We start from the raw sequence: 18,517 nt of genomic DNA on the forward strand, positions 1-18,517 counted from the left end.
CACCGCGGGCGGTACGGGCAGGCCCGCCCGTACCGCCCGCGCCGGCCCGTACCGTCCCGTGGCGGCCGGCCGGTCGTGGGGCCCGGCGCCCGGCTCCGCCGACCCCGGGATCAGGGGTGGCGTGGCCCGGGGGTGGGCGCCGGGACCGGTCTCAGAGGCGGTCGGACGAGGGGGCCTTGCCCAGGGCGACGCCCTGCGCGCCACGGTCGACGAGGCCCGGGCCGCCGCGCGGGGCATGGGCGGGGAACTGCGCATCGGCTTCCAGGGCACCGTCGACGACTACCTCAGCCGGGCGATCGCACGGTTCGGGGACCGGCATCCCGACGTCGGGATCGACATCGTCGAGATTCCGCTCTCCGACCCCTTCGGGCCGCTGCGCCGCCAGGAGGTGGACTGCGCGGTGGTCCTGCTGCCGGTGGCCGAGGACGACCTCGTCCTCGGCCCGGTCTTCTCCCGGCAGCCGCAGACTCTCGCCGTGTCCGTCCGGCACCCCTTCGCCGCCCGCGACTCGCTGTCCGCCGAGGAGCTCGCCGACTGCCGGCTCATCGGCATCGACGGCGGTGCCCCCGAGTACTGGCGGCGGGCCCAGGCCCCCGGCCTGACCCCGGGCGGCCTCCCCGTACCGGCCGGGCCCAGCGTCAACACGCTCCAGGAAGGGCTGAGTCTGACGGCGGCCAACCGCGGCGCCATGCTGCTGTGCAAGTCCACGGCCGACTACCACGGGCGCCGCGACTCTGTCACCTTCGTCCCGGTGCAGGGCCTGGCCGACTCCGAGCTGGGCCTCATCCGGCATCGCCTTCGGCCCTCCGCGCAGGCGGAGGCCTTCGCGCTGGCGGTCGGTGAGACCGCCGCGGGGACGGCTGCCTGACCGCGGCACGGCTGTCCGGCACGCCGGACCGCGGCACGCCTCGCTGCCGGATGCCTCAGAACGGGTGCCTCAGAACGGGTGCCAGCGGACCTCGGACGCGCCCTCGCGCAGGGAGGCCACCCGGCGGCGGAACTCGGCGAGCGCCTTCGGGTCGGTCGGGGCATGCTGGGCGACCCAGGCGCAGCTGGCCGTCTCGCGGGCGCCGCGCAGGACCGCGCAGCCCTCCCACTCCCGGACGTCCCAGCCGTAGGCGGCCGTGAACGCCTCGTATGCCTCGGCCGGCAGGCCGTACCGGTCGCGGGAGAGGGCCATCACCACCAGGTCGTGCTCGCGCAGGTCCGCCGATACGGTCTCCAGGTCGACCAGGACCGGCCCGTCCGGGCCCACGTGGACGTTGCGCGGCAGGGCGTCCCCGTGCACCGTGCCCGGGGCCAAGTGCGGGGTCAGGGCCGCCACCTCGTCCGCGTAGGCGTCGCGCCGGGCCCGCAGGTACGCCGCGTCCGCCGGGTCGACGGCATCCCCGGCGAGCCGCAGCCAGCGCTCGACCCCGCCCAGCAGGTCCCGCGCCGGCAGGGCGAACGGCGGCGCCGGCAGGGCGTGGACGGCGCGGAGCAGCACAGCCAGGTCCTCGGGCCCGGCGGCCCGGACCGCGTCCGGGAGCCGGTGCCACAGGGTCACCGGGTGCCCGTCCACCAGCCGCGGCTTCGGCTCGGCCGCGCGGACCGCCGGGACCCCGGACCCGGCGAACCAGCCCGCCACCGCGAGCTCCCGCTCGGCCCGCTCCAGCAGCGCCGCCTCCCGGCCGACCTTCACCACCAGCCCGCCGACGGCGAAGACCGCGTTCTCGCCCAGGGCCAGCAGCGCAGCGCCGCTCCCCAGCCCGGCGGCCGCCAGTACGTCCCTGGCCCGCGCCTCGTCCATGTCGTTCTCCGGATCCGGATCGTCGTGAATGCGCCAAGTCTCCCATCCGGGTGCGGCCCGTCTTGACGCGCCATCAGGCCCTGCGGACGATGACCGCAACGAAAGGGGGCGAAGGTGACCACTGCCGTCCCGGTCCGCCGCCACCGCCACCGCGACCCCCCTCGGCCGGACGGCGAGGGCCGCCGGGCCGACCACGGGGCCTGGTTCCTGGTCCTGCCCGCGCTCATCCCCATCCTGCTGCTCAGCGTCGGCCCGCTGCTCTACGGGACCGCCCTCGCCTTCACCGACGCGCAGTCCGGCCGGACCGCCCCCACCCAGTGGGTCGGGCTCCTCAACTTCCGGGACCTGCTGCACGACCGGCTCTTCTGGGAGTCCTTCCGGATCGGCCTGCTGTGGGCGGTCGGAGTCACCGTTCCGCAGTTCCTGCTGGCCCTCGGCCTCGCCCTGCTCCTCAACCAGAACCTCCGCTTCCGTTGGCTGGCCCGGTCGCTCGCGATCATCCCCTGGGCCATGCCCGAGGTGGTCGTCGGCATCATGTGGCGACTCGTCTACCACCCCGACGCGGGGGTCCTCAACGAGACCCTGTCCGGCCTCGGCCTCGCCGGGGACACCGACTGGCTCAGCGGGCTCGCCACCGCGCTGCCCGCCGTCGTCGTGGTGGGCATCTGGGCGGGCATGCCCCAGACCACGGTCGCCCTGCTGGCCGGCCTCCAGAACACGCCGCACGAACTGCACGAGGCCGCCGCCCTCGACGGCGCCGGCGCCTGGCGCCGCTTCCTGACGGTGACCTGGCCCGCGATCCGGCCGGTGGCCCTGTCCATCTCCGCCCTCAACTTCATCTGGAACGTCAACTCCTTCGCCCTGGTCTACGTACTGACCAACGGCGGGCCCGGCGGCCGCACCCGGCTTCCCATGCTCTTCGCGTACGAGGAGGCCTTCCGCTACGGCCAGTTCGGCTACGCGGCCGCCATGGGCTGCGTGATGGTGGCGGTGATCTCGGTCCTCCTCGCCGGGTACCTGGCCGGCCGGCTCAGGGGAGGCGACGCCTGATGACCGCACCGCGCCGTGCCGCCCGGACCGGCCGCGCCGCACAGTACGCAGCGCTCGTCTCGTATCTGGTCTTCCTGGCGTTCCCGTTCCTGTGGCTGGTCTCCACCGCCTTCAAGCCCGCGCGCGAGCTCGGCAGCCTGCACCCCACCTGGATCCCGAAGGAGCCGACCCTGGGCAACTTCCGGCAGGCCTTCGCCGAACAGCCGCTGCTGCACGCGGCGCTCAACAGCCTGATCGCCGCGCTGTGCGCCGCCGTGATCGCGGTCGTCCTCGCCACCCCGACGGCCTTCGTCCTCGCCCGCAAGCGGGGCCGTCTGTCGGCCGCCGCCACCGGCTGGGTGGTCGTCAGCCAGGCCTTCCCCTTCGTGCTGGTGATCAGCCCGCTGTTCCTGGTGCTGAAGAACCTCCGCCTCGTCAACGCGGTGCCGGGCCTGATCCTGGTGTACGTCGTCTGGTCGCTGCCGTTCGCGTTGTGGATGCTGGTCGGCTACGTCCGGGCCGTGCCGCCGGAGCTGGAGGAGGCGGCGGCGATGGACGGGGCCGGGCGGCTGCGCACTCTCGTCTCGGTGGTCGCGCCCCTGCTGGCGCCGGGGATCGCGGCCACGGCGCTGTTCGCCTTCATCACCGCCTGGAACGAGTTCTTCTTCGCCCTCGTCCTCCTCAAGACCCCGGAGAAGCAGACCTTGCCGGTCGTCCTGACCCACTTCCTGGGCGCGGAGGGAGCCGCCGACCTCGGCCCGCTCGCCGCCGCCGCGTTCCTCGCGACCCTTCCCTCCCTGGTGATCTTCTCGGTGATCCAGAAGCGGATCACCGGCGGCATGATGGCAGGGGCGGTGAAGAGCTGATGGCCTCCCTCCGGCTCCCGCTCCGGCTCCCGCTCCGGGCTCTGGTCGCCGCCGTCACGGCCACCGCGCTCCTGCTCGCCGGCTGCTCCGGCGGCGGTGCCGCCGGCGCAGCCGGAGGGAAGGTGCGGATCCGGTTCCAGTCCCTGGCCTGGCAGAAGGAGTCCGTCGACGCCAACAGGGCCCTGGTCGCCGAATGGAACGCCACCCACCCCGACATCCAGGTCCAGTACGTCCAGGGCAGCTGGAGCAGCATCCACGACCAGCTCCTGACCTCCTTCGAGGGCGGTGAGGCCCCCGACGTCATCCACGACGCCTCCGACGACCTGGCCGACTTCGCCTACGGCGGCTACCTCGCCGATCTCCGCCCGCTGCTCTCCGACCGCCTCAAGGCCGACATCCCGGCCCGCAGTTGGGAGACCACCACCTTCGGCGACGGGATCTACGGGATCCCCTTCCTCCAGGAACCCCGGGTCCTGATGGCCAACACCACACTGCTGCGCGCCGCGGGGGTCAGCGTCCCGACCCCCGAAGCCCCCTGGAGCTGGGAGGAGTTCCGCGCCGCCGCCGAGCGGCTGACGGAGGACGGCCGGTACGGGGTGGCCTGGCCGCTCAAGGACCCGGTGTCGGCCACCTTGAACCTCGGCCTCTCCGCGGGCGGCAGGCTCTTCCACCGGGAGGCCGACGGGAAGGCCGTCCTGCGCTGGTCCGAGGGCGACGCCGTGGTCCCCGCCACCATCCGGGCCCAGATCGACACCGACCACAGCGCCTCCCGGACCACCCTCGGAACGGGTGGCTCCGACACCCTGCCCGGCTTCTTCGGCGGCCGGTACGCGATGGTGCCGCTCGGGTTCTCGTACCGCCAGCAGATCGTCCGGCAGGCGCCGCCCGGCTTCGCCTGGCAGGTGCTGCCGCCCCCGGCCGGCGCCGACGGCCTGGCGCAGGGGGTCAGCCCGCAGACCCTCTCCATCGCGCAGGACAGCCCGTACAAGAAGGAGGCGGCGGCCTTCGTCGACTTCCTGCTGCGCCCGGCCAACATGGTCCGCCTCGCCCGCGGCGACTGGATGCTGCCCACCGGTACGCAGGCGCTCGCCGACCCCGCCCTGCACACCCCCGAGCTCGGCTGGGCCACGGGCGTGGCGCTGGCGGGCGCCCTGCGCCCCGCGCCGGCCCAGTCCGTGCGCGGCTATCCGGAGTGGAAGGACAAGGTCGCGACCCCGGCCCTCCAGGAGTTCTACAGCGGCGCCATCGACCTCGCGGAGCTGGAGAAACGCCTGGTGGGGGACGGGAACCGGGTGCTGGCTCGGTACCAGAGGTAAAGGAGGCGGCCGGAAAAATGCATTGTACGAGACGTATCGTCTCGTTAGGGTCGGTGCATGACCTCAGCCAAGCCCGCACACCTCGCCATGTTCTCCATCGCCGCCCACGGGCACGTGAACCCGAGCATCGAAGTGATCCGGGAACTCGTCGCCCGGGGCCACCGCGTCAGCTACGCCATCCCGGCACCCTTCGCCGAGAAGATCGCGGAGACCGGCGCCACGCCGGTGGTATACCGCTCCACCCTCCCCGCCGACGAGGACCCGGACGCCTGGGGCACCGAACTCATCGACAACCTGGAGACGTTCCTCAACGACGCCGTCCAGGCCCTCCCGCAGCTCGCGGCCGCCTTCGAGGGCGACGAGCCGGACCTCGTCCTCCACGACATCACCTCCTATCCGGCGCCCGTCCTCGCCCACCGCTGGGGCGTCCCCGCCGTCTCCCTCTCCCCGAACCTGGTCGCCTGGGACGGGTACGAGGAGGAGGTGGCCGAGCCGATGTTCGCCGAACTCAAGGCCTCCGAGCGCGGGCAGGCGTACTACGCCCGCTTCGCCGCCTGGCTCACCGAGAACGGCCTCGACGGCCAGGTCGACCGCTTCCAGGGCCGCCCGCGCCGCAGCATCGTCCTGATCCCCAAGGCGCTCCAGCCGCACGCCGACCGCGTCGACCCGTCCGTGTACACCTTCGTCGGCGCCTGCCAGGGCGACGACCGCACCGCGGCCCAGGACGCCTGGCAGCGGCCGGCGGCCGCCGAGGGCAGGAAGCTGCTGCTGGTCTCGCTCGGCTCCACCTTCACCAAGCAGCCCGCCTTCTACCGCGCCTGCGTCGAGGCCTTCGGGGACCTGCCCGACTGGTACGTCGTCCTCCAGATCGGCAGGTTCACCGACGAGGCCGAGCTGGGCCCCGTCCCCGCCAACGTCGAAGTGCACCGATGGGTACCCCAGTTGGACATCCTGCGCCAGGCCGACGCCTTCATCACCCATGCGGGCGCCGGCGGCAGCCAGGAGGGCCTCGCCACCGGCACCCCCATGGTCGCCGTCCCGCAGGCCGCCGACCAGTTCGGCAACGCCGGCATGCTGGCCTCGCTCGGCGTGGCCCGGCACGTCCCGATGGCGGACGCGGACGCCGCGACCCTCCGGGAGGCGGTCCTCGCCCTCGTGTCCGACCCCGCCGTCGCGGCCCGCTGCCAGGCCGTCCGCGCGCAGATGGCCACCGAGGGCGGCACGCGGCAGGCCGCCGACCTGATCGAGGCCGAACTGTCAGAGCCGGTCCCTAGGCTTGCCCCATGACGAAGAAGGCGGAGACGAAGGAAGCCGCGCCGACCACCTACGCGGCGCTGCTGCGCGGCATCAATGTCGGCGGGAGCAAGAAGGTGCCGATGGCGGCGCTGCGCTCGGTGCTGGAGGGGCTCGGGCACCGCGACGTGCAGACGTACCTGCAGAGCGGCAATGCCGTCTTCAGCAGCGCGAAGAAGGACACCGTGGCGCTCGCCCGGGAGCTGGAGGCCGCCATAGAGGACCACTTCGGCTTCCGGGTGGCGTGCCTGGTCGTCGACGGCCCGTACTTCCGCGCCGTCGCCGAGGCCTGTCCCTTCCCGGCCGCCGAGCTGGAGGGCAGGCAGCTCCACGTCACCTTCTTCTCCGAACAGCCCGGCGCGGAACGCTTCGCCGGGATCGACCGGGCCGCGTTCCTCCCGGAGGAGTACCGGCTCGGCGACCGCGTCCTCTACCTCTACGCTCCCGAAGGCCTGGGCCGCTCCAAACTGGCCGAGGCCCTCGCCAAGCCCGCCGTGACCAAGGGCATCGACGCGACCAGCCGCAACTGGAACACCGTCGCCAAACTCGTCGGACTGACGGCCGCGGCGGCAAGCTGACCGGCCGGCCTACAGCACGTCCAGCACCGCCAGCTCGCGCGGCGACAGGTGGATCGTCGCCGCGTCCAGGTTCTCCGCCAGGTGTTCAGGGGAACCGGTGCCCGGCGTGGGGCACAGGACCCGGGAGTGGTGCAGCAGCCACGCCAGCGCGACCTGGCCCGTCCCCGCGCCGTGCGCCGCGGCCACCGCGGTGACGGCGGCCGCGCTCTCCCGGGTCAGGGACCCGCTGCCCAGGGGGTAGTACGGGAGGAAGGCGATCCCCCGCTCCTCGCACAGCGCGAGCACCTCCGCCGAGCCGCGCTCCAGCAGGTTGTACGCGTTCTGGACCGAGGCGACCGGGACCGACTCCAGCGCGAGCCGCAGCTGCCCGGCCGTGACGGTGTCCAGCCCGATGTGCCGGATCTTGCCCTCCGCCCGCAACTGCGCGAGAGCGCCGAGCTGTTCGGCCATCGGGACCGACGGATCGAAGCGGTGCAGCTGGTAGAGGTCGATGCGCTCCACCCGCAGCCGCCGCAGGCTCGCCTCGCACATCTCCCGCAGCTGCTCCGGGCGGCCCGCCACATGCCACTGGTCGGGGCCGGTACGCACCACCCCGCCCTTGGTGGCGATGACCAGCTGCTCCCCGTACGGGTGCAGGGCTTCGGCGATCAGCTCCTCCGCCACCTCGGGGCCGTAGTTGTCGGCCGTGTCGATGAGGGTGACCCCGCGCTCCACCGCCGTGCGCAGCAGCTCCCGGGCTTCCGCCCGACCGCCGCGCGGGCCCCAGTAGCCCGGGCCGACGAGACCGCCCGTGCCGAACCCGAGCCGCCGTACCGGCAGATCCCCGCCCACGGTGAATATCTCTTCCGCCATGCCCCGACCGTAACGCAGGGCGCCGGATGTGCCAGGCTCATGGCATGCGTTACATCATCATCGGCGCGGGCGCGGTGGGCGCCACCATCGGCGGACGGCTCGCGGAGGCGGGCGGCGAGGTCGTCCTCGTCGCCCGCGGCGCGCACGCGGAGGCCCTGCGGGCCGACGGGCTGCGGCTCACGACGGCGGACGGGGAGCGCGTACACCGGCTGCCCGTGGTCACCGGACCGGCCGAACTGGGCGAACTGCGGCCGGACGACGTCCTGCTGCTGGCCGTCAAGACCCAGGACGCGATCGCCGCGCTCGACGCGTGGGGCGACGCGGAGGTCGCGGGCGGCGGGACGGCGGCGCAGCGGCTGCCGGTGCTGTGCGCGCAGAACGGCGTGGAGAGCGAGAGGCTGGCCCTACGGCGCTTCGCGCGCGTGTACGGGATGTGTGTATGGCTGCCCGCCACCTTCCTGGAGCCGGGCGTGGTCTCCGCGCTGTGCGCGCCGCTGACCGGCATCCTGCACCTGGGCCCGGCGGCGGGCGGCACGGACGCGCTCGCCCGGGCGGTCGCGGCGGACCTGGGGAAGGCCGGCTTCGAGGCGCCGGTGGTCGGGGACGTGATGCGGTGGAAGTACGCGAAGCTGCTGGGGAACCTCGGCAACGCGATCCAGGCGACGACGGGTCCGGACCCGGAGCCGGCGAAGGGGGCGCTGCTGCTGCGGGCCGTCCGCGAGGCGAAGGCCGCCTTCGGGGCCGCGGGCATCGCCTACGCCTCCGAGGCCGAGCAGGCGGCGGCGCGCGACGGCAAGGTGGAACAGCCGCCCGGCGTCCGCGGCGGCTCCTCCTGGCAGAGCCTGGCCCGCGCCACCGGCTCGGTGGAGGCGGACTACCTGAACGGGGAGATCTGCCTGCTGGGCCGCCTGCACGGGGTGCCGACCCCGGTCAACGACGTCCTGCGGCACGCCGCGAACATCTTCGCGCGGGAAGGCCTGCCCCCGGGCGCGATGTCCATCGAGGACCTCACGGCCCTGGCCGACGAGGCCGCGGCGCGTGCGTAGGACCGTGCCGGAGCCGGGGCGGCCTCGGTCGGCCTAGCCCATTCGGACGACCCGGCGGTGCGCCGGGCCGGGGAGACGCCGGGCTGCAGCCCAGGCCTGGGCTAGGCCGTCAGGGCCGGGAGACGGGCCGGGGCCTGAGCGGCGGCGTCGTAGCGGCGCAGCAGGAGACGGGCCAGCTCCGGGGCCGCGCCCAGGACGTCCGCGACGACATCCGCGCCCGCCGCCGCGGCGCCCGCCGCGATACGGTCCGGCAGCCGGCCGGGGGCTATGACGTACGGGGCCACCGCCACGCGGGCGAAGCCCTCGGCGCGCAGGGCCCGTACGGCGTCCTCCGTCCGAGGAAGGGCAGCGGAGGCGAACGCAGGCCGCACGGCGCACCAACCGGTGTGCCGCCACTCCCGCGCGGTTTCAGCGATCGCTGCGATCGCCTCCGGGTCTGTGGATCCGGCGGACGCGAGCACCACCGCGGTGGTGGCGCGGTCCGCCGGGGTGATTCCGGCCTCGGCCAGCCGGAGTTCGAGGGCCGAGAGCAGCAGCGGGGACGGTCCGAGGACATCGGCCACCCGCATGCAGAGCCCCGGCAGCCGGACCGTCGACTCGGCCAGCGCCGCCGGGATGTCGGACTTCGCGTGGAAGGCCCGGGTGAGCAGGAGCGGGAGGGCCACGACATCGCGTACGCCCGACAGGTGGAGCGAGGACAGGACCTGCCCGACCGACGGGGCGTTGAAGTCCAGGAAGGCCGTCTCCACCCGCACCCCGGGCCGCAGCGCCCGCGCACGCCGGGTGAGGGCGTGCACGGTCGCGGCGTGCCGCGGGTCGCGGCTGCCGTGGGCGATGACCAGGAGTGCGGGTGTGCGGGACATGGCGGTCAGCTCTTGACCAGCAGGCCGCGGCTGCGCAGTACCCACCGCTCGACCGGGCTGAAGATCAGCAGGTCGATCGCGATGCCGACGACCAGGATCAGGATGATGGCGAGGAACACGCCCGGCAGGTCGATGTTGTTGCGGCCGTTCTCCAGCAGCTGGCCGAGGCCGAGGCCCAGGTCGGGGGAGCTGGCGATGATCTCGGCGGCCATCAGCGAGCGCCAGGAGAAGGCCCAGCCCTGCTTCAGACCGGCCAGGTAGCCCGGCAGGGCGGCCGGCATGACGACGTGCCAGGCCCCGCGCAGGCCGGTGGCGCCGAGGGTGCGGCCGGCCCGCAGGAACAGCGGCGGGACCTGGTCGATGCCGGAGACGAGGCCGTTGGCGATGGACGGGACGGCGCCCAGCAGGATCACCGTGTACATCATGGCGTCGTTGAGGCCGAACCACAGGACGGCCGGCGGCACCCAGGCCACCGACGGCAGCGACTGGAGGCCTTGGAGGATCGGGCCGATCGCGGCGCGGACGAACTTCACCCGGGCGACGAGCAGGCCCAGCGGGGTGCCGATGGCCAGGGCCAGCAGGAAGCCGAGCAGACCGCGCGAGACGCTGGTCCAGACGACCTCCAGCAGGGTGCCCTTGAGCCACATGTCGGACAGGCTGTCCCATACCGCGGACAGCGCGGGCAGCTTGGTCTCCTCGGTGACCTTCGCCGCGACGAGGATCTGCCAGACCAGGAGCACGAGGCCCACGGCCAGGAACGGCGGCAGGACCTTCTTGACGAGGACCTCGCGGACGGGCGTGCGGTGGGTCTCGACGGCGTCGAGGGCGTCCAGGCCGGCCTCCAGGCCCGCCAGGTCCTCGGTCTTGCCCTTGGCCGCGACCTTCGGGGTGGTGTCAGTGCTGGCCATGGCGGCGGATCTCCCCACGCAGGTGTTCAGTGATCTCAAGGGACAGCTCCGCGACGTCCGCGTCCTCGATGCGGCGCGGCTGCGGGATGTCCACGGTCCATTCCTTCGCGACCCGGCCGGGCCGCGAGGACAGCAGGACCACGCGCTCGGCGAGCCGTACGGCCTCGCGGACGTTGTGGGTGACGAAGAGGACGGAGAGCCCCGTCTCAGCCCAGATGCGCGTCAGTTCGCCGTGCAGCACGTCACGGGTGATGGCGTCGAGGGCCGCGAACGGCTCGTCCATCAGCAGCAGCCGGCTGTCCTGGGCGAGCGCCCGGGCCAGGGCCACGCGCTGGCGCATGCCGCCCGACAGCTCGTGCACGCGCTTGCCGTACGCGCCGCCGAGCCGGACCAGCTCCAGCAGCCGCTCGGCCTCCGGCTTGCGGTCGGCCTTGGCCACCCCGCGCAGGCGCAGGGCGAGTTCGATGTTCTTGCCCGCGGTCAGCCACGGGAAGAGGGCGTGCTCCTGGAACATGAGCGCCGGCCGGCCGCCGGGGGTCTCGATGGACCCCGCGGACGGCTTGTCCAGGCCCGCGACCAGATTCAGCAGGGTGGACTTTCCACACCCGGAGGCCCCCAGGATGGTGACGAACTCTCCGGGAGCGACATCGAGGTTGATGTCGTCCAGGACGAGCTGCGATCCGGCCGGGCCGGAGAAGGACTTCGAGACGTGCTCGATGCGCGCGGCGTGCGTGAGCTGCTCCGCTACGGTGCCCTCGGCAGCCTTGGCAAGCGTGGTGGCCATGGTCGTCACCTCCTGGGATAGCTGGGATTACGGGATTACTTGGCGCCGAGGCCGGCGTCGGAGACCTCGGGCTTTCCGGCGGCCTTCAGGACCTTGTTCAGGAGCGTCAGGTCGTAGATGCCGGCCAGGTCGGGCTGCTCGATGAGCTTCGACTTGACCGCGGAGTCGGCCTGCTTCTGCAGCGTCGCGGCCAGCGGGTCGTCGGTGACGAGGATGCTCGACCACGCCGGGTCGATGATCTTCGCGTCGAGCGGCTTGCCGCCGTCCGCCGCCAGCTTCGCGTTCGCGGACGCCTTCGCCTTGTCCGGGTTGGCGTTGATCCACTCGTTGGTCTTCACCGTGCCCTGGAGCACGGCCTCGACCACGTCCGGGTGCGCCTTGAGGAACTTCTGGGACACGATGACGTTCGTGATCACGAACTTCTTGTCGGGCCACAGGCTGGTCTCGTCGAGGAGGACGGAGCCGCCGTCGGAGACGAGCTTGGAGGCCGTGGGCTCCGGTACCCAGGCGCCGTCGATCGAGCCCTGCTTGAAGGCGTCCGGGGTGACCTTGTTGTCCGTACGGACGACGGAGACGTCGCCCTTGCCGGACTCCGGGTCGACCGTCCAGCCCTTCTCCGCGATCCAGTTGAGGAACGCGACGTCCTGCGTGTTCCCCTTCTGCGGGGTGGCGATCTTCTTGCCCTTGAGGTCGTCCAGGGTCTTGATCTTGTCCGGGTTCACGACCAGCTTGACGCCGCCGGAGGCGGAGCCGGAGATGATCCGCAGGTTGGAGCCCTTGGACTTCACGTAGCCGTTGATCGACGGCGAGGGGCCGATGAAGCCGATGTCGAGAGAGCCGCCGTTGAGGGCTTCGATCTCGGACGGGCCGGCGTTGAAGGACTGCGGCTTGATCGCGGTTCCGCCCAGTTCCTTCTGGATCAGGCCCTCCTGGAGGCCGACCAGAGCGGTGGCGTGCGTCAGGTTCGGGAAGTACCCGATGCGGACCTCGGGGGCCGAGAGCTTCTTGCCGCCGGTCGCGGCGTTCGCCTGCTTGTCCTCGGCCTTCTCGGCCTGGGAGCCGTAGCCGCAGGAGGCGAGCGCGCCGATCAGCAGCGGCAGGGCGGCAGCGGCGGCGACGCCGCGCAGGGTGGTTCGGGGGGTGCGGATGGCAGGCACGGGAGGACTTCCTCTCGTGACGTGGTCATCTCATGACGCACGTCTTCGCTTGTGGAACAGGGGCGGGTACGGCTCGTGGGGGGTGAGGGCGCGAAGGCGGGATGCCGACGGCAATTCGGTCATCGCACACATCGCGCCACCCCTCCCTGGCCGCTCCCGAGGGCGCCGCTGCCCACGCGGCCGCCCTCCTTGGCGAAGGTGGAGTAGATGTCGAGCATGATCTAGAAGTCCCACCCTTCTTCATCCGCCTGCACGGTGGTCTCGGCCTTGGAGGCGAAGGACTCGCCCGCCATGCCCGCCGCCAGAGTGGTTCCGTCGGCCGGGTCGATCAGCAGGAAGGACCCGGTGCGGCGCGAGTCGGCGTACGCGTCGAGCGCGAGCGGCTCGGCGGTGCGGACGACCACGCGGCCGATGTCGTTGGCCACCAGCTGCCCGGGGTTCGGGTGCTGGGACAGGTCGTCCAGGGTCAGCCGCGAGGGGATCTCCTTGACGATCGCCTTGACCGTGCGCGTCGTGTGCTTGATCAGCACCCGGGCGCCCACGGCCAGGGGCTGGTCCGCCACGTGGCAGACCGTCGCCTCGACGTCCTGCGTGGTGGCCGGGGCGCTCGCGGACGGCGCGATCAGGTCGCCGCGCGAGATGTCGATGTCGTCCGCCAGGCGCAGGGTCACCGACTGCGGGGCCCAGGCGATGTCGACGCTCTCGCCGAGCGCGTCGATGCCCACGATGGTGCTGGTACGGCCCGAGGGCAGCACGGTCACGGCCTCGCCGACGCGCAGCACGCCGGAGGCGATCTGGCCCGCGTAGCCGCGGTAGTCGGGGTGCTCGGCGGACTGCGGGCGGATCACGTACTGCACCGGGAAGCGCGCCGGGCACGCGGTGAGGTCGTGGCTGACCGGGACGGTCTCCAGGTGCTCGAGCACCGTCGGGCCGCCGTACCAGTCCATGTTGGCGGAGGGCTCGACCACGTTGTCCCCGGCCAGGGCCGAGATCGGGATCGCGGTGATCTCCGGGACGCCCAGGTCGGATGCGTAGGCGGTGAACTCCTCGGCGATCGCCGCGAAGACCGACTCCTCGTAGCCCACCAGGTCCATCTTGTTGACGGCCAGCACCACGTGCGGGACGCGCAGCAGCGCGGCGACGGCCGCGTGCCGGCGGGTCTGCTCGATCACGCCGTTGCGGGCGTCGACCAAGACCACGGCCAGGTCGGCGGTGGAGGCGCCGGTGACCATGTTCCGCGTGTACTGCACGTGCCCCGGGGTGTCCGCGAGGATGAACCGGCGGCGCGCGGTGGCGAAGTAGCGGTACGCGACGTCGATGGTGATGCCCTGCTCCCGCTCGGCCCGCAGGCCGTCGGTGAGCAGCGCGAGGTCGGGGGCCTCCTGGCCGCGCTGGGCGGAGACGGCCTCGACGGCCTCCATCTGGTCGGTCAGGACCGACTTGGAGTCGTGCAGCAGGCGGCCGACCAGCGTGGACTTGCCGTCGTCGACGGATCCGGCGGTCGCGAAGCGCAGCAGGGTGGTCGCTGCGAGGTCAGCCAGGTGGGCGACCTGATCGGTGGTGCTGGTCATCTTTAGAAGTACCCTTCGCGCTTGCGGTCTTCCATCGCGGCCTCGGACATCTTGTCGTCGGCGCGGGTCGCGCCCCGCTCGGTGAGGCGGGAGACGGCGATCTCGGCGATCACGGCGTCCAGCGTGGCGGCGTCGGAGTCGACGGCGCCGGTGCAGGACATGTCACCGACGGTGCGGTAGCGGATGAGACGGGTCTCGGGCGTCTCGCCCTCCTTCGGGCCGCCCCACTCGCCGGCCGTCAGCCACATGCCGGCCCGCTGGAAGACCTCGCGCTCGTGGGCGAAGTAGATCTCCGGCAGCTCGATGCCCTCGCGGGCGATGTACTGCCAGACGTCCAGCTCGGTCCAGTTGGACAGCGGGAAGACGCGCACGTGCTCGCCGGGGGCGTGGCGGCCGTTGTAGAGCTGCCACAGCTCGGGGCGCTGGCGGCGCGGGTCCCACTGGGAGAACTCGTCGCGCAGGCTGAACACCCGCTCCTTGGCGCGGGCCTTCTCCTCGTCGCGGCGGCCGCCGCCGAAGACGGCGTCGAACTTGAGCTGCTGGATCGCGTCGGTCAGCGGGACGGTCTGCAGCGGGTTGCGCGTGCCGTCCGGGCGCTCGCGCAGCTTGCCCGCGTCGATGTAGTCCTGCACGGACGCCACGTGCAGGCGCAGGCCGTGCTTCTCGACCGTGCGGTCGCGGTACTCCAGCACCTCGGGGAAGTTGTGGCCCGTGTCGACGTGCAGCAGCGTGAAGGGCACCGGCGCCGGCGCGAACGCCTTCAGCGCCAGGTGCAGCATGACGATGGAGTCCTTGCCGCCGGAGAAGAGGATCACCGGCTTCTCGAACTCGCCCGCCACCTCGCGGAAGATGTGCACGGCCTCGGATTCGAGGGCGTCGAGGTGCGACAGCGCGTAGGGCGCGGACCCCAAAGAATCATCTGCAGCGTCGTGGACGTGTGCGACGGTGGCCGTCATGCCAGACCCCTCTCGGTGAGCAGCGCGTGCAGGGCCGAAGCCGACTCCTGGACGGTCTGCGTGTGCGACTCGATACGGAGGTCCGGGGACTCCGGCGCCTCGTACGGGTCGTCGACCCCGGTCAGACCGGAGATCTCGCCCGCCGCCTGCTTGGCGTACAGGCCCTTCACGTCACGCTCGGAGCACACCTCGACCGGGGTGGCCACGTGCACTTCGAGGTAGTTCGTCTCGGCGGCCGCGTGGCGCCCCCGGACGGCCTCACGGCTGTCCGCGAACGGCGCGATCACCGGCACCAGCGCCTTGACGCCGTTGCTCGCGAGGAGCTGGGCGACGAAGCCGATCCGCTGCACGTTGGTGTGCCGGTCCTCACGGCTGAAACCGAGGCCGGCGGAGAGGAACTCGCGGATCTCGTCGCCGTCGAGGACCTCCACGCGGTGGCCCTCGGCGCGCAGCCGGTCGGCCAGCGCGTAGGCGATGGTGGTCTTGCCCGCGCTCGGCAGCCCGGTCAGCCACACGGTGGCGCCCTGGTCGCTCACGCTCATCTGCTCTGTCTCCGTAAGTTCCGTACGTTCGGTTTCGGTACGCTCGGTCGTCATCAGCCGTGCAGTCCGCACTCGGTCTTGCCCCGCCCGGCCCAGCGGCCGGCCCGCGCGTCCTCGCCCTCCGCCACCCGGCGGGTGCAGGGGGCGCAGCCGACGGAGGCGTAACCGTCCATCAGCAGCGGGTTCGTGAGCACGCCGTGTTCCGCGACGTACGCGTCCACGTCGTCCTGGGTCCAGCGGGCGATCGGGGAGATCTTGACCTTCTGCCGCTTCTCGTCCCAGCCGACCACCGGAGTGTTCGCCCGGGTCGGGGACTCGTCGCGGCGCAGGCCCGTCGCCCACGCGTCGTACGCGGTCAGGCCCTCTTCGAGGGGCTTGACCTTGCGCAGCGCGCAGCACAGGTCGGGGTCGCGGTCGTGCAGCCTGGGGCCGTACTCCGCGTCCTGCTCGGCCACGGTCCGGCGCGGGGTGAGGGTGATGACGTTGACGTCCATCACGGCCTCGACCGCGTCGCGGGTGCCGATGGTCTCCTCGAAGTGGTAGCCGGTGTCGAGGAAGACCACGTCCACGCCGGGGAAGGCGCGGGACGCCAGGTGGGCGACGACCGCGTCCTCCATGGAGGAGGTGACGCAGAACTTCTTGCCGAAGGTCTCGGCCGCCCAGGTGAGGATCTCCAGCGCGGAGGCGTCCTCGAGGTCCCGTCCGGCCTGCTCGGCCAGCGCTTTGAGACCCGTGTCTTGAGTGGTGGTCATATCTCGTCCCCTCCAGCGGTGTTCGACTGAACGCCCCGGGCCAGCAGCCCGAGGTACTTCAGCTGGAAGGCTCGGTTGCAGGCCCTGCATTCCCAGGCGCCGTGACCCGTCTCGTTCGGAAACAGGTCCTCGTCGCCGCAGTACGGGCAGTAGAACGGTGCGGCGCGCTCGCTCACGAGAGGTCCTCGTCCTTCGCACGGCCGACCCAGGCGGCGAAGCGCTCGCCGTCCTCACGCTGCTCCTCGAAGCGCGTGACGACCCGCTCGACGTAGTCGGGCAGACCGGCCGAGGTGACCTTGAGGCCGCGGACCTTGCGGCCGAAGCCGGCCTCCAGGCCGAGGGCGCCGCCCAGGTGGACCTGGTAGCCCTCCACCTGGTTGCCGTCCTCGTCCAGGACCAGCTGGCCCTTGAGACCGATGTCCGCCACCTGGATACGGGCGCAGGCGTTCGGGCAGCCGTTGATGTTGATGGTGAGCGGCTCGGCGAACTCCGGCAGGCGGCGCTCCAGCTCGTCGATCAGCGAGGCGCCGCGCGCCTTCGTCTCGACGATGGCCAGCTTGCAGAACTCGATGCCGGTGCAGGCCATGGTGCCGCGGCGGAACGGGGACGGCTTGACCCGCAGGTCCAGCGCCTCCAGTGCCTCGACGACGGAGTCGACCTGGTCCGCCTCGATGTCGAGCACGATCATCTTCTGCTCGGCGGTGGTGCGCAGGCGGCCGGAGCCGTGCTGCTCGGCGACGTCCGCGATCTTGGTCAGCATGGCGCCGTCGACGCGGCCGACGCGGGGCGCGAAGCCGACGTAGAACTTGCCGTCCTGCTGCTGGTGCACGCCGACGTGGTCGCGCCACTGGCCGCTGGGCTGCTCGGGCGCGGGGCCGTCGGTCAGCTTGCCCTTCAGGTACTCGTCCTCCAGGACCTGGCGGAACTTGGCCGGGCCCCAGTCGGCGACGAGGAACTTCAGGCGGGCGCGGGTGCGCAGGCGGCGGTAGCCGTAGTCGCGGAAGATCGAGATGACGCCCTCGTAGACGTCCGGGACCTCGTCGAGCGAGACCCAGGTGCCCAGGCGCACGCCCAGCTTGGGGTTGGTGGAGAGACCGCCGCCGACCCAGACGTCGAAGCCGGGGCCGTGCTCGGGGTGGTTCACCCCCACGAACGCGATGTCGTTGATCTCGTGCGCCACGTCGAGCAGGGGCGAGCCGGAGATCGCGGACTTGAACTTGCGGGGCAGGTTGGAGAAGGCCGGGTTGCCCACGATGCGGCGCTGGATCTCGTCGATGGCGGGGGAGCCGTCGATGATCTCGTCCTGGGCGATGCCGGCCACGGGCGAACCGAGGATGACGCGGGGCGTGTCACCGCAGGCCTCGGTGGTGGACAGGCCGACGGCCTCCAGGCGGCGCCAGATCTCGGGGACGTCCTCGATCCGGATCCAGTGGTACTGCACGTTCTGGCGGTCGGTGAGGTCCGCGGTGCCGCGCGCGAACTCCTCGGAGATCTCGCCGATGACGCGGAGCTGCTCGGTGGTCAGCCGGCCGCCGTCGATGCGGACGCGCAGCATGAAGTACTTGTCGTCCAGCTCCTCCGGCTCCAGGATCGCCGTCTTGCCGCCGTCGATCCCGGGCTTGCGCTGGGTGTACAGGCCCCACCAGCGCATGCGGCCGCGGAGGTCGTTGGGGTCGATCGAGTCGAAGCCCGTCTTGGAGTAGACGTTCTCGATGCGTGTCCGCACATTGAGACCGTCGTCGTCCTTTTTGAACTGCTCGTTGCCGTTGAGGGGCGTGTGGTGTCCGACGGCCCACTGACCCTCACCGCGGTGACGGCCGGTCTTGCGGCGCGCGGCGGCTGCGGGGGCGGCTGCGGGCGTTTCGGGGGTGGCGGCCATGGCGGTACGTCCTTCTTCGGCGGCTCAGGGCAGGGGCAGGGGAGGGGTGCGCGGCGAGCCCCTGTCAGGTCAGAGACGCTGAGCGGGTGTGGCTGATCGCCGCACCTTTGCCGGGGTGGCCGGCGGGCAGGGCGGTATCGGCCTTCAGGGGACTGCGGTGATCGACACTTCCGCGGCGACGATGCCGGGATTGTGGCGATGTGCGGCGGTTGCTGGTTCCGTCAGCGAGCCGGACAGATGGCGCTGGACATGCGGCCGAGGTCGACGTGCCGCCGACTCACCAAGGCAATTCCAGCTCCATTCATGGCGGAAGCGTGTCATGTGCCGATTGGAGGA

19 protein-coding genes and 1 pseudogene are annotated in these 18,517 nt (G+C 72.2%); 7 read left to right on the plus strand and 13 right to left on the minus strand.

What is annotated here, in order from left to right:
- Nucleotides 1-121: 121 nt before the first annotated feature.
- Nucleotides 122-868: a substrate-binding domain-containing protein gene (locus J7E94_RS25155; protein WP_308345446.1), complete on the plus strand. Its 747-nt coding sequence runs from the start codon at nucleotides 122-124 to the stop codon at nucleotides 866-868.
- Between the two features lie 69 nt (nucleotides 869-937).
- Here J7E94_RS25155 and J7E94_RS25160 read toward each other — a convergent pair whose 3' ends face one another.
- The gene (locus tag J7E94_RS25160) at nucleotides 938-1,789 is read right to left on the minus strand and encodes an aminoglycoside phosphotransferase family protein (RefSeq protein ID WP_215019068.1); all 852 of its coding nucleotides are present in this window, start codon (nucleotides 1,787-1,789) and stop codon (nucleotides 938-940) included.
- A gap of 114 nt (nucleotides 1,790-1,903) precedes the next feature.
- Here J7E94_RS25160 and J7E94_RS25165 point away from each other — a divergent pair, with 114 nt between their 5' ends.
- The 5 genes and pseudogenes from J7E94_RS25165 to J7E94_RS25185 all read left to right on the plus strand — a co-directional run bounded on the left by J7E94_RS25165 (nucleotide 1,904) and on the right by J7E94_RS25185 (nucleotide 6,871).
- Nucleotides 1,904-2,839: a carbohydrate ABC transporter permease gene (locus J7E94_RS25165; protein WP_215019069.1), complete on the plus strand. Its 936-nt coding sequence runs from the start codon at nucleotides 1,904-1,906 to the stop codon at nucleotides 2,837-2,839.
- Nucleotides 2,839-3,684 (plus strand): carbohydrate ABC transporter permease, encoded by an 846-nt coding sequence (locus tag J7E94_RS25170; protein ID WP_215019070.1) that lies wholly within the window; start codon nucleotides 2,839-2,841, stop codon nucleotides 3,682-3,684. Before J7E94_RS25165 ends, J7E94_RS25170 begins: the two co-directional genes overlap by 1 nt.
- The gene (locus tag J7E94_RS25175) at nucleotides 3,684-5,000 is read left to right on the plus strand and encodes a sugar ABC transporter substrate-binding protein (protein ID WP_215019071.1); all 1,317 of its coding nucleotides are present in this window, start codon (nucleotides 3,684-3,686) and stop codon (nucleotides 4,998-5,000) included. Before J7E94_RS25170 ends, J7E94_RS25175 begins: the two co-directional genes overlap by 1 nt.
- Nucleotides 5,001-5,022: 22 nt before the next feature.
- A pseudogene (mgt, locus tag J7E94_RS25180) lies at nucleotides 5,023-6,287 on the plus strand (macrolide-inactivating glycosyltransferase).
- Nucleotides 6,284-6,871 (plus strand): DUF1697 domain-containing protein, encoded by a 588-nt coding sequence (locus tag J7E94_RS25185; RefSeq protein ID WP_215019073.1) that lies wholly within the window; start codon nucleotides 6,284-6,286, stop codon nucleotides 6,869-6,871. Before mgt ends, J7E94_RS25185 begins: the two are co-directional and overlap by 4 nt.
- A gap of 9 nt (nucleotides 6,872-6,880) precedes the next feature.
- On the opposite strand, the gene J7E94_RS25190 is transcribed toward J7E94_RS25185, so the two are convergent.
- Entirely contained in the window at nucleotides 6,881-7,723 is an 843-nt protein-coding gene (locus tag J7E94_RS25190) for an aldo/keto reductase (RefSeq protein ID WP_215019074.1), read from the minus strand.
- Nucleotides 7,724-7,767: 44 nt separating this feature from the next.
- On the opposite strand from J7E94_RS25190, the gene J7E94_RS25195 reads away from it, so the two are divergent.
- Nucleotides 7,768-8,769 carry a ketopantoate reductase family protein gene (locus J7E94_RS25195; protein WP_215019075.1) on the plus strand — a complete coding sequence of 334 codons (1,002 nt, stop codon included), beginning with the start codon at nucleotides 7,768-7,770 and terminating at the stop codon, nucleotides 8,767-8,769.
- A 101-nt stretch (nucleotides 8,770-8,870) separates the two neighbouring features.
- Here J7E94_RS25195 and J7E94_RS25200 read toward each other — a convergent pair whose 3' ends face one another.
- The 11 genes from J7E94_RS25200 to J7E94_RS36025 form a co-directional block, all read right to left on the minus strand.
- Nucleotides 8,871-9,632 (minus strand): sirohydrochlorin chelatase, encoded by a 762-nt coding sequence (locus tag J7E94_RS25200; RefSeq protein ID WP_215019076.1) that lies wholly within the window; start codon nucleotides 9,630-9,632, stop codon nucleotides 8,871-8,873.
- 5 nt (nucleotides 9,633-9,637) lie between these two features.
- On the minus strand, nucleotides 9,638-10,540 hold the full coding sequence (locus tag J7E94_RS25205) for an ABC transporter permease (RefSeq protein WP_215019077.1): 903 nt from the start codon (nucleotides 10,538-10,540) through the stop codon (nucleotides 9,638-9,640).
- Nucleotides 10,527-11,324 carry an ABC transporter ATP-binding protein gene (locus J7E94_RS25210; protein WP_215019078.1) on the minus strand — a complete coding sequence of 266 codons (798 nt, stop codon included), beginning with the start codon at nucleotides 11,322-11,324 and terminating at the stop codon, nucleotides 10,527-10,529. The genes J7E94_RS25205 and J7E94_RS25210 overlap by 14 nt, the downstream gene beginning before the upstream one ends.
- Before the next feature lie 35 nt (nucleotides 11,325-11,359).
- The gene (locus J7E94_RS25215; RefSeq protein WP_215019079.1) at nucleotides 11,360-12,481 is read right to left on the minus strand and encodes an aliphatic sulfonate ABC transporter substrate-binding protein; all 1,122 of its coding nucleotides are present in this window, start codon (nucleotides 12,479-12,481) and stop codon (nucleotides 11,360-11,362) included.
- Between the two features lie 221 nt (nucleotides 12,482-12,702).
- Nucleotides 12,703-14,052, minus strand: coding sequence for a sulfate adenylyltransferase subunit 1 (locus J7E94_RS25220; protein ID WP_215019080.1), 1,350 nt, complete (start codon nucleotides 14,050-14,052; stop codon nucleotides 12,703-12,705).
- Nucleotides 14,053-14,054: 2 nt separating this feature from the next.
- The gene (gene cysD, locus J7E94_RS25225) at nucleotides 14,055-15,008 is read right to left on the minus strand and encodes a sulfate adenylyltransferase subunit CysD (protein WP_215019081.1); all 954 of its coding nucleotides are present in this window, start codon (nucleotides 15,006-15,008) and stop codon (nucleotides 14,055-14,057) included.
- The gene (cysC, locus tag J7E94_RS25230) at nucleotides 15,005-15,550 is read right to left on the minus strand and encodes an adenylyl-sulfate kinase (protein WP_215019082.1); all 546 of its coding nucleotides are present in this window, start codon (nucleotides 15,548-15,550) and stop codon (nucleotides 15,005-15,007) included. Before cysC ends, cysD begins: the two co-directional genes overlap by 4 nt.
- A gap of 53 nt (nucleotides 15,551-15,603) precedes the next feature.
- A complete protein-coding gene (locus J7E94_RS25235; RefSeq protein ID WP_215019083.1) occupies nucleotides 15,604-16,302 on the minus strand; it encodes a phosphoadenylyl-sulfate reductase in 699 nt (232 codons plus the stop codon).
- Nucleotides 16,299-16,478: a hypothetical protein gene (locus tag J7E94_RS25240; protein ID WP_053785636.1), complete on the minus strand. Its 180-nt coding sequence runs from the start codon at nucleotides 16,476-16,478 to the stop codon at nucleotides 16,299-16,301. The genes J7E94_RS25235 and J7E94_RS25240 overlap by 4 nt, the downstream gene beginning before the upstream one ends.
- Nucleotides 16,475-18,181 (minus strand): nitrite/sulfite reductase, encoded by a 1,707-nt coding sequence (locus J7E94_RS25245; RefSeq protein WP_215019084.1) that lies wholly within the window; start codon nucleotides 18,179-18,181, stop codon nucleotides 16,475-16,477. The genes J7E94_RS25240 and J7E94_RS25245 overlap by 4 nt, the downstream gene beginning before the upstream one ends.
- 221 nt (nucleotides 18,182-18,402) lie before the next feature.
- Complete coding sequence (locus J7E94_RS36025; protein WP_312847410.1) at nucleotides 18,403-18,486, minus strand: putative leader peptide; 84 nt, start codon at nucleotides 18,484-18,486, stop codon at nucleotides 18,403-18,405.
- Nucleotides 18,487-18,517: the final 31 nt, after the last annotated feature.

It is taken from the genome of Streptomyces sp. ISL-94 (assembly GCF_018614075.1).
GTDB lineage: Bacteria > Actinomycetota > Actinomycetes > Streptomycetales > Streptomycetaceae > Streptomyces.

Bases quoted from the DNA above. Each gene is read 5' to 3' on its own strand.
- J7E94_RS25190 (WP_215019074.1), bottom strand. From the start codon at position 7,723: ATGGCGGAAGAGATATTCACCGTGGGCGGGGATCTGCCGGTACGGCGG.
- J7E94_RS25210 (WP_215019078.1), bottom strand. From the start codon at position 11,324: ATGGCCACCACGCTTGCCAAGGCTGCCGAGGGCACCGTAGCGGAGCAG.
- J7E94_RS36025 (WP_312847410.1), bottom strand. From the start codon at position 18,486: ATGAATGGAGCTGGAATTGCCTTGGTGAGTCGGCGGCACGTCGACCTC.
- J7E94_RS25205 (WP_215019077.1), bottom strand. From the start codon at position 10,540: ATGGCCAGCACTGACACCACCCCGAAGGTCGCGGCCAAGGGCAAGACC.
- J7E94_RS25175 (WP_215019071.1), top strand. From the start codon at position 3,684: ATGGCCTCCCTCCGGCTCCCGCTCCGGCTCCCGCTCCGGGCTCTGGTC.
- J7E94_RS25235 (WP_215019083.1), bottom strand. From the start codon at position 16,302: ATGACCACCACTCAAGACACGGGTCTCAAAGCGCTGGCCGAGCAGGCC.
- J7E94_RS25185 (WP_215019073.1), top strand. From the start codon at position 6,284: ATGACGAAGAAGGCGGAGACGAAGGAAGCCGCGCCGACCACCTACGCG.
- J7E94_RS25160 (WP_215019068.1), bottom strand. From the start codon at position 1,789: ATGGACGAGGCGCGGGCCAGGGACGTACTGGCGGCCGCCGGGCTGGGG.
- J7E94_RS25245 (WP_215019084.1), bottom strand. From the start codon at position 18,181: ATGGCCGCCACCCCCGAAACGCCCGCAGCCGCCCCCGCAGCCGCCGCG.
- J7E94_RS25195 (WP_215019075.1), top strand. From the start codon at position 7,768: ATGCGTTACATCATCATCGGCGCGGGCGCGGTGGGCGCCACCATCGGC.
- J7E94_RS25220 (WP_215019080.1), bottom strand. From the start codon at position 14,052: ATGACCAGCACCACCGATCAGGTCGCCCACCTGGCTGACCTCGCAGCG.
- J7E94_RS25200 (WP_215019076.1), bottom strand. From the start codon at position 9,632: ATGTCCCGCACACCCGCACTCCTGGTCATCGCCCACGGCAGCCGCGAC.
- cysD (WP_215019081.1), bottom strand. From the start codon at position 15,008: ATGACGGCCACCGTCGCACACGTCCACGACGCTGCAGATGATTCTTTG.
- J7E94_RS25170 (WP_215019070.1), top strand. From the start codon at position 2,839: ATGACCGCACCGCGCCGTGCCGCCCGGACCGGCCGCGCCGCACAGTAC.
- cysC (WP_215019082.1), bottom strand. From the start codon at position 15,550: ATGAGCGTGAGCGACCAGGGCGCCACCGTGTGGCTGACCGGGCTGCCG.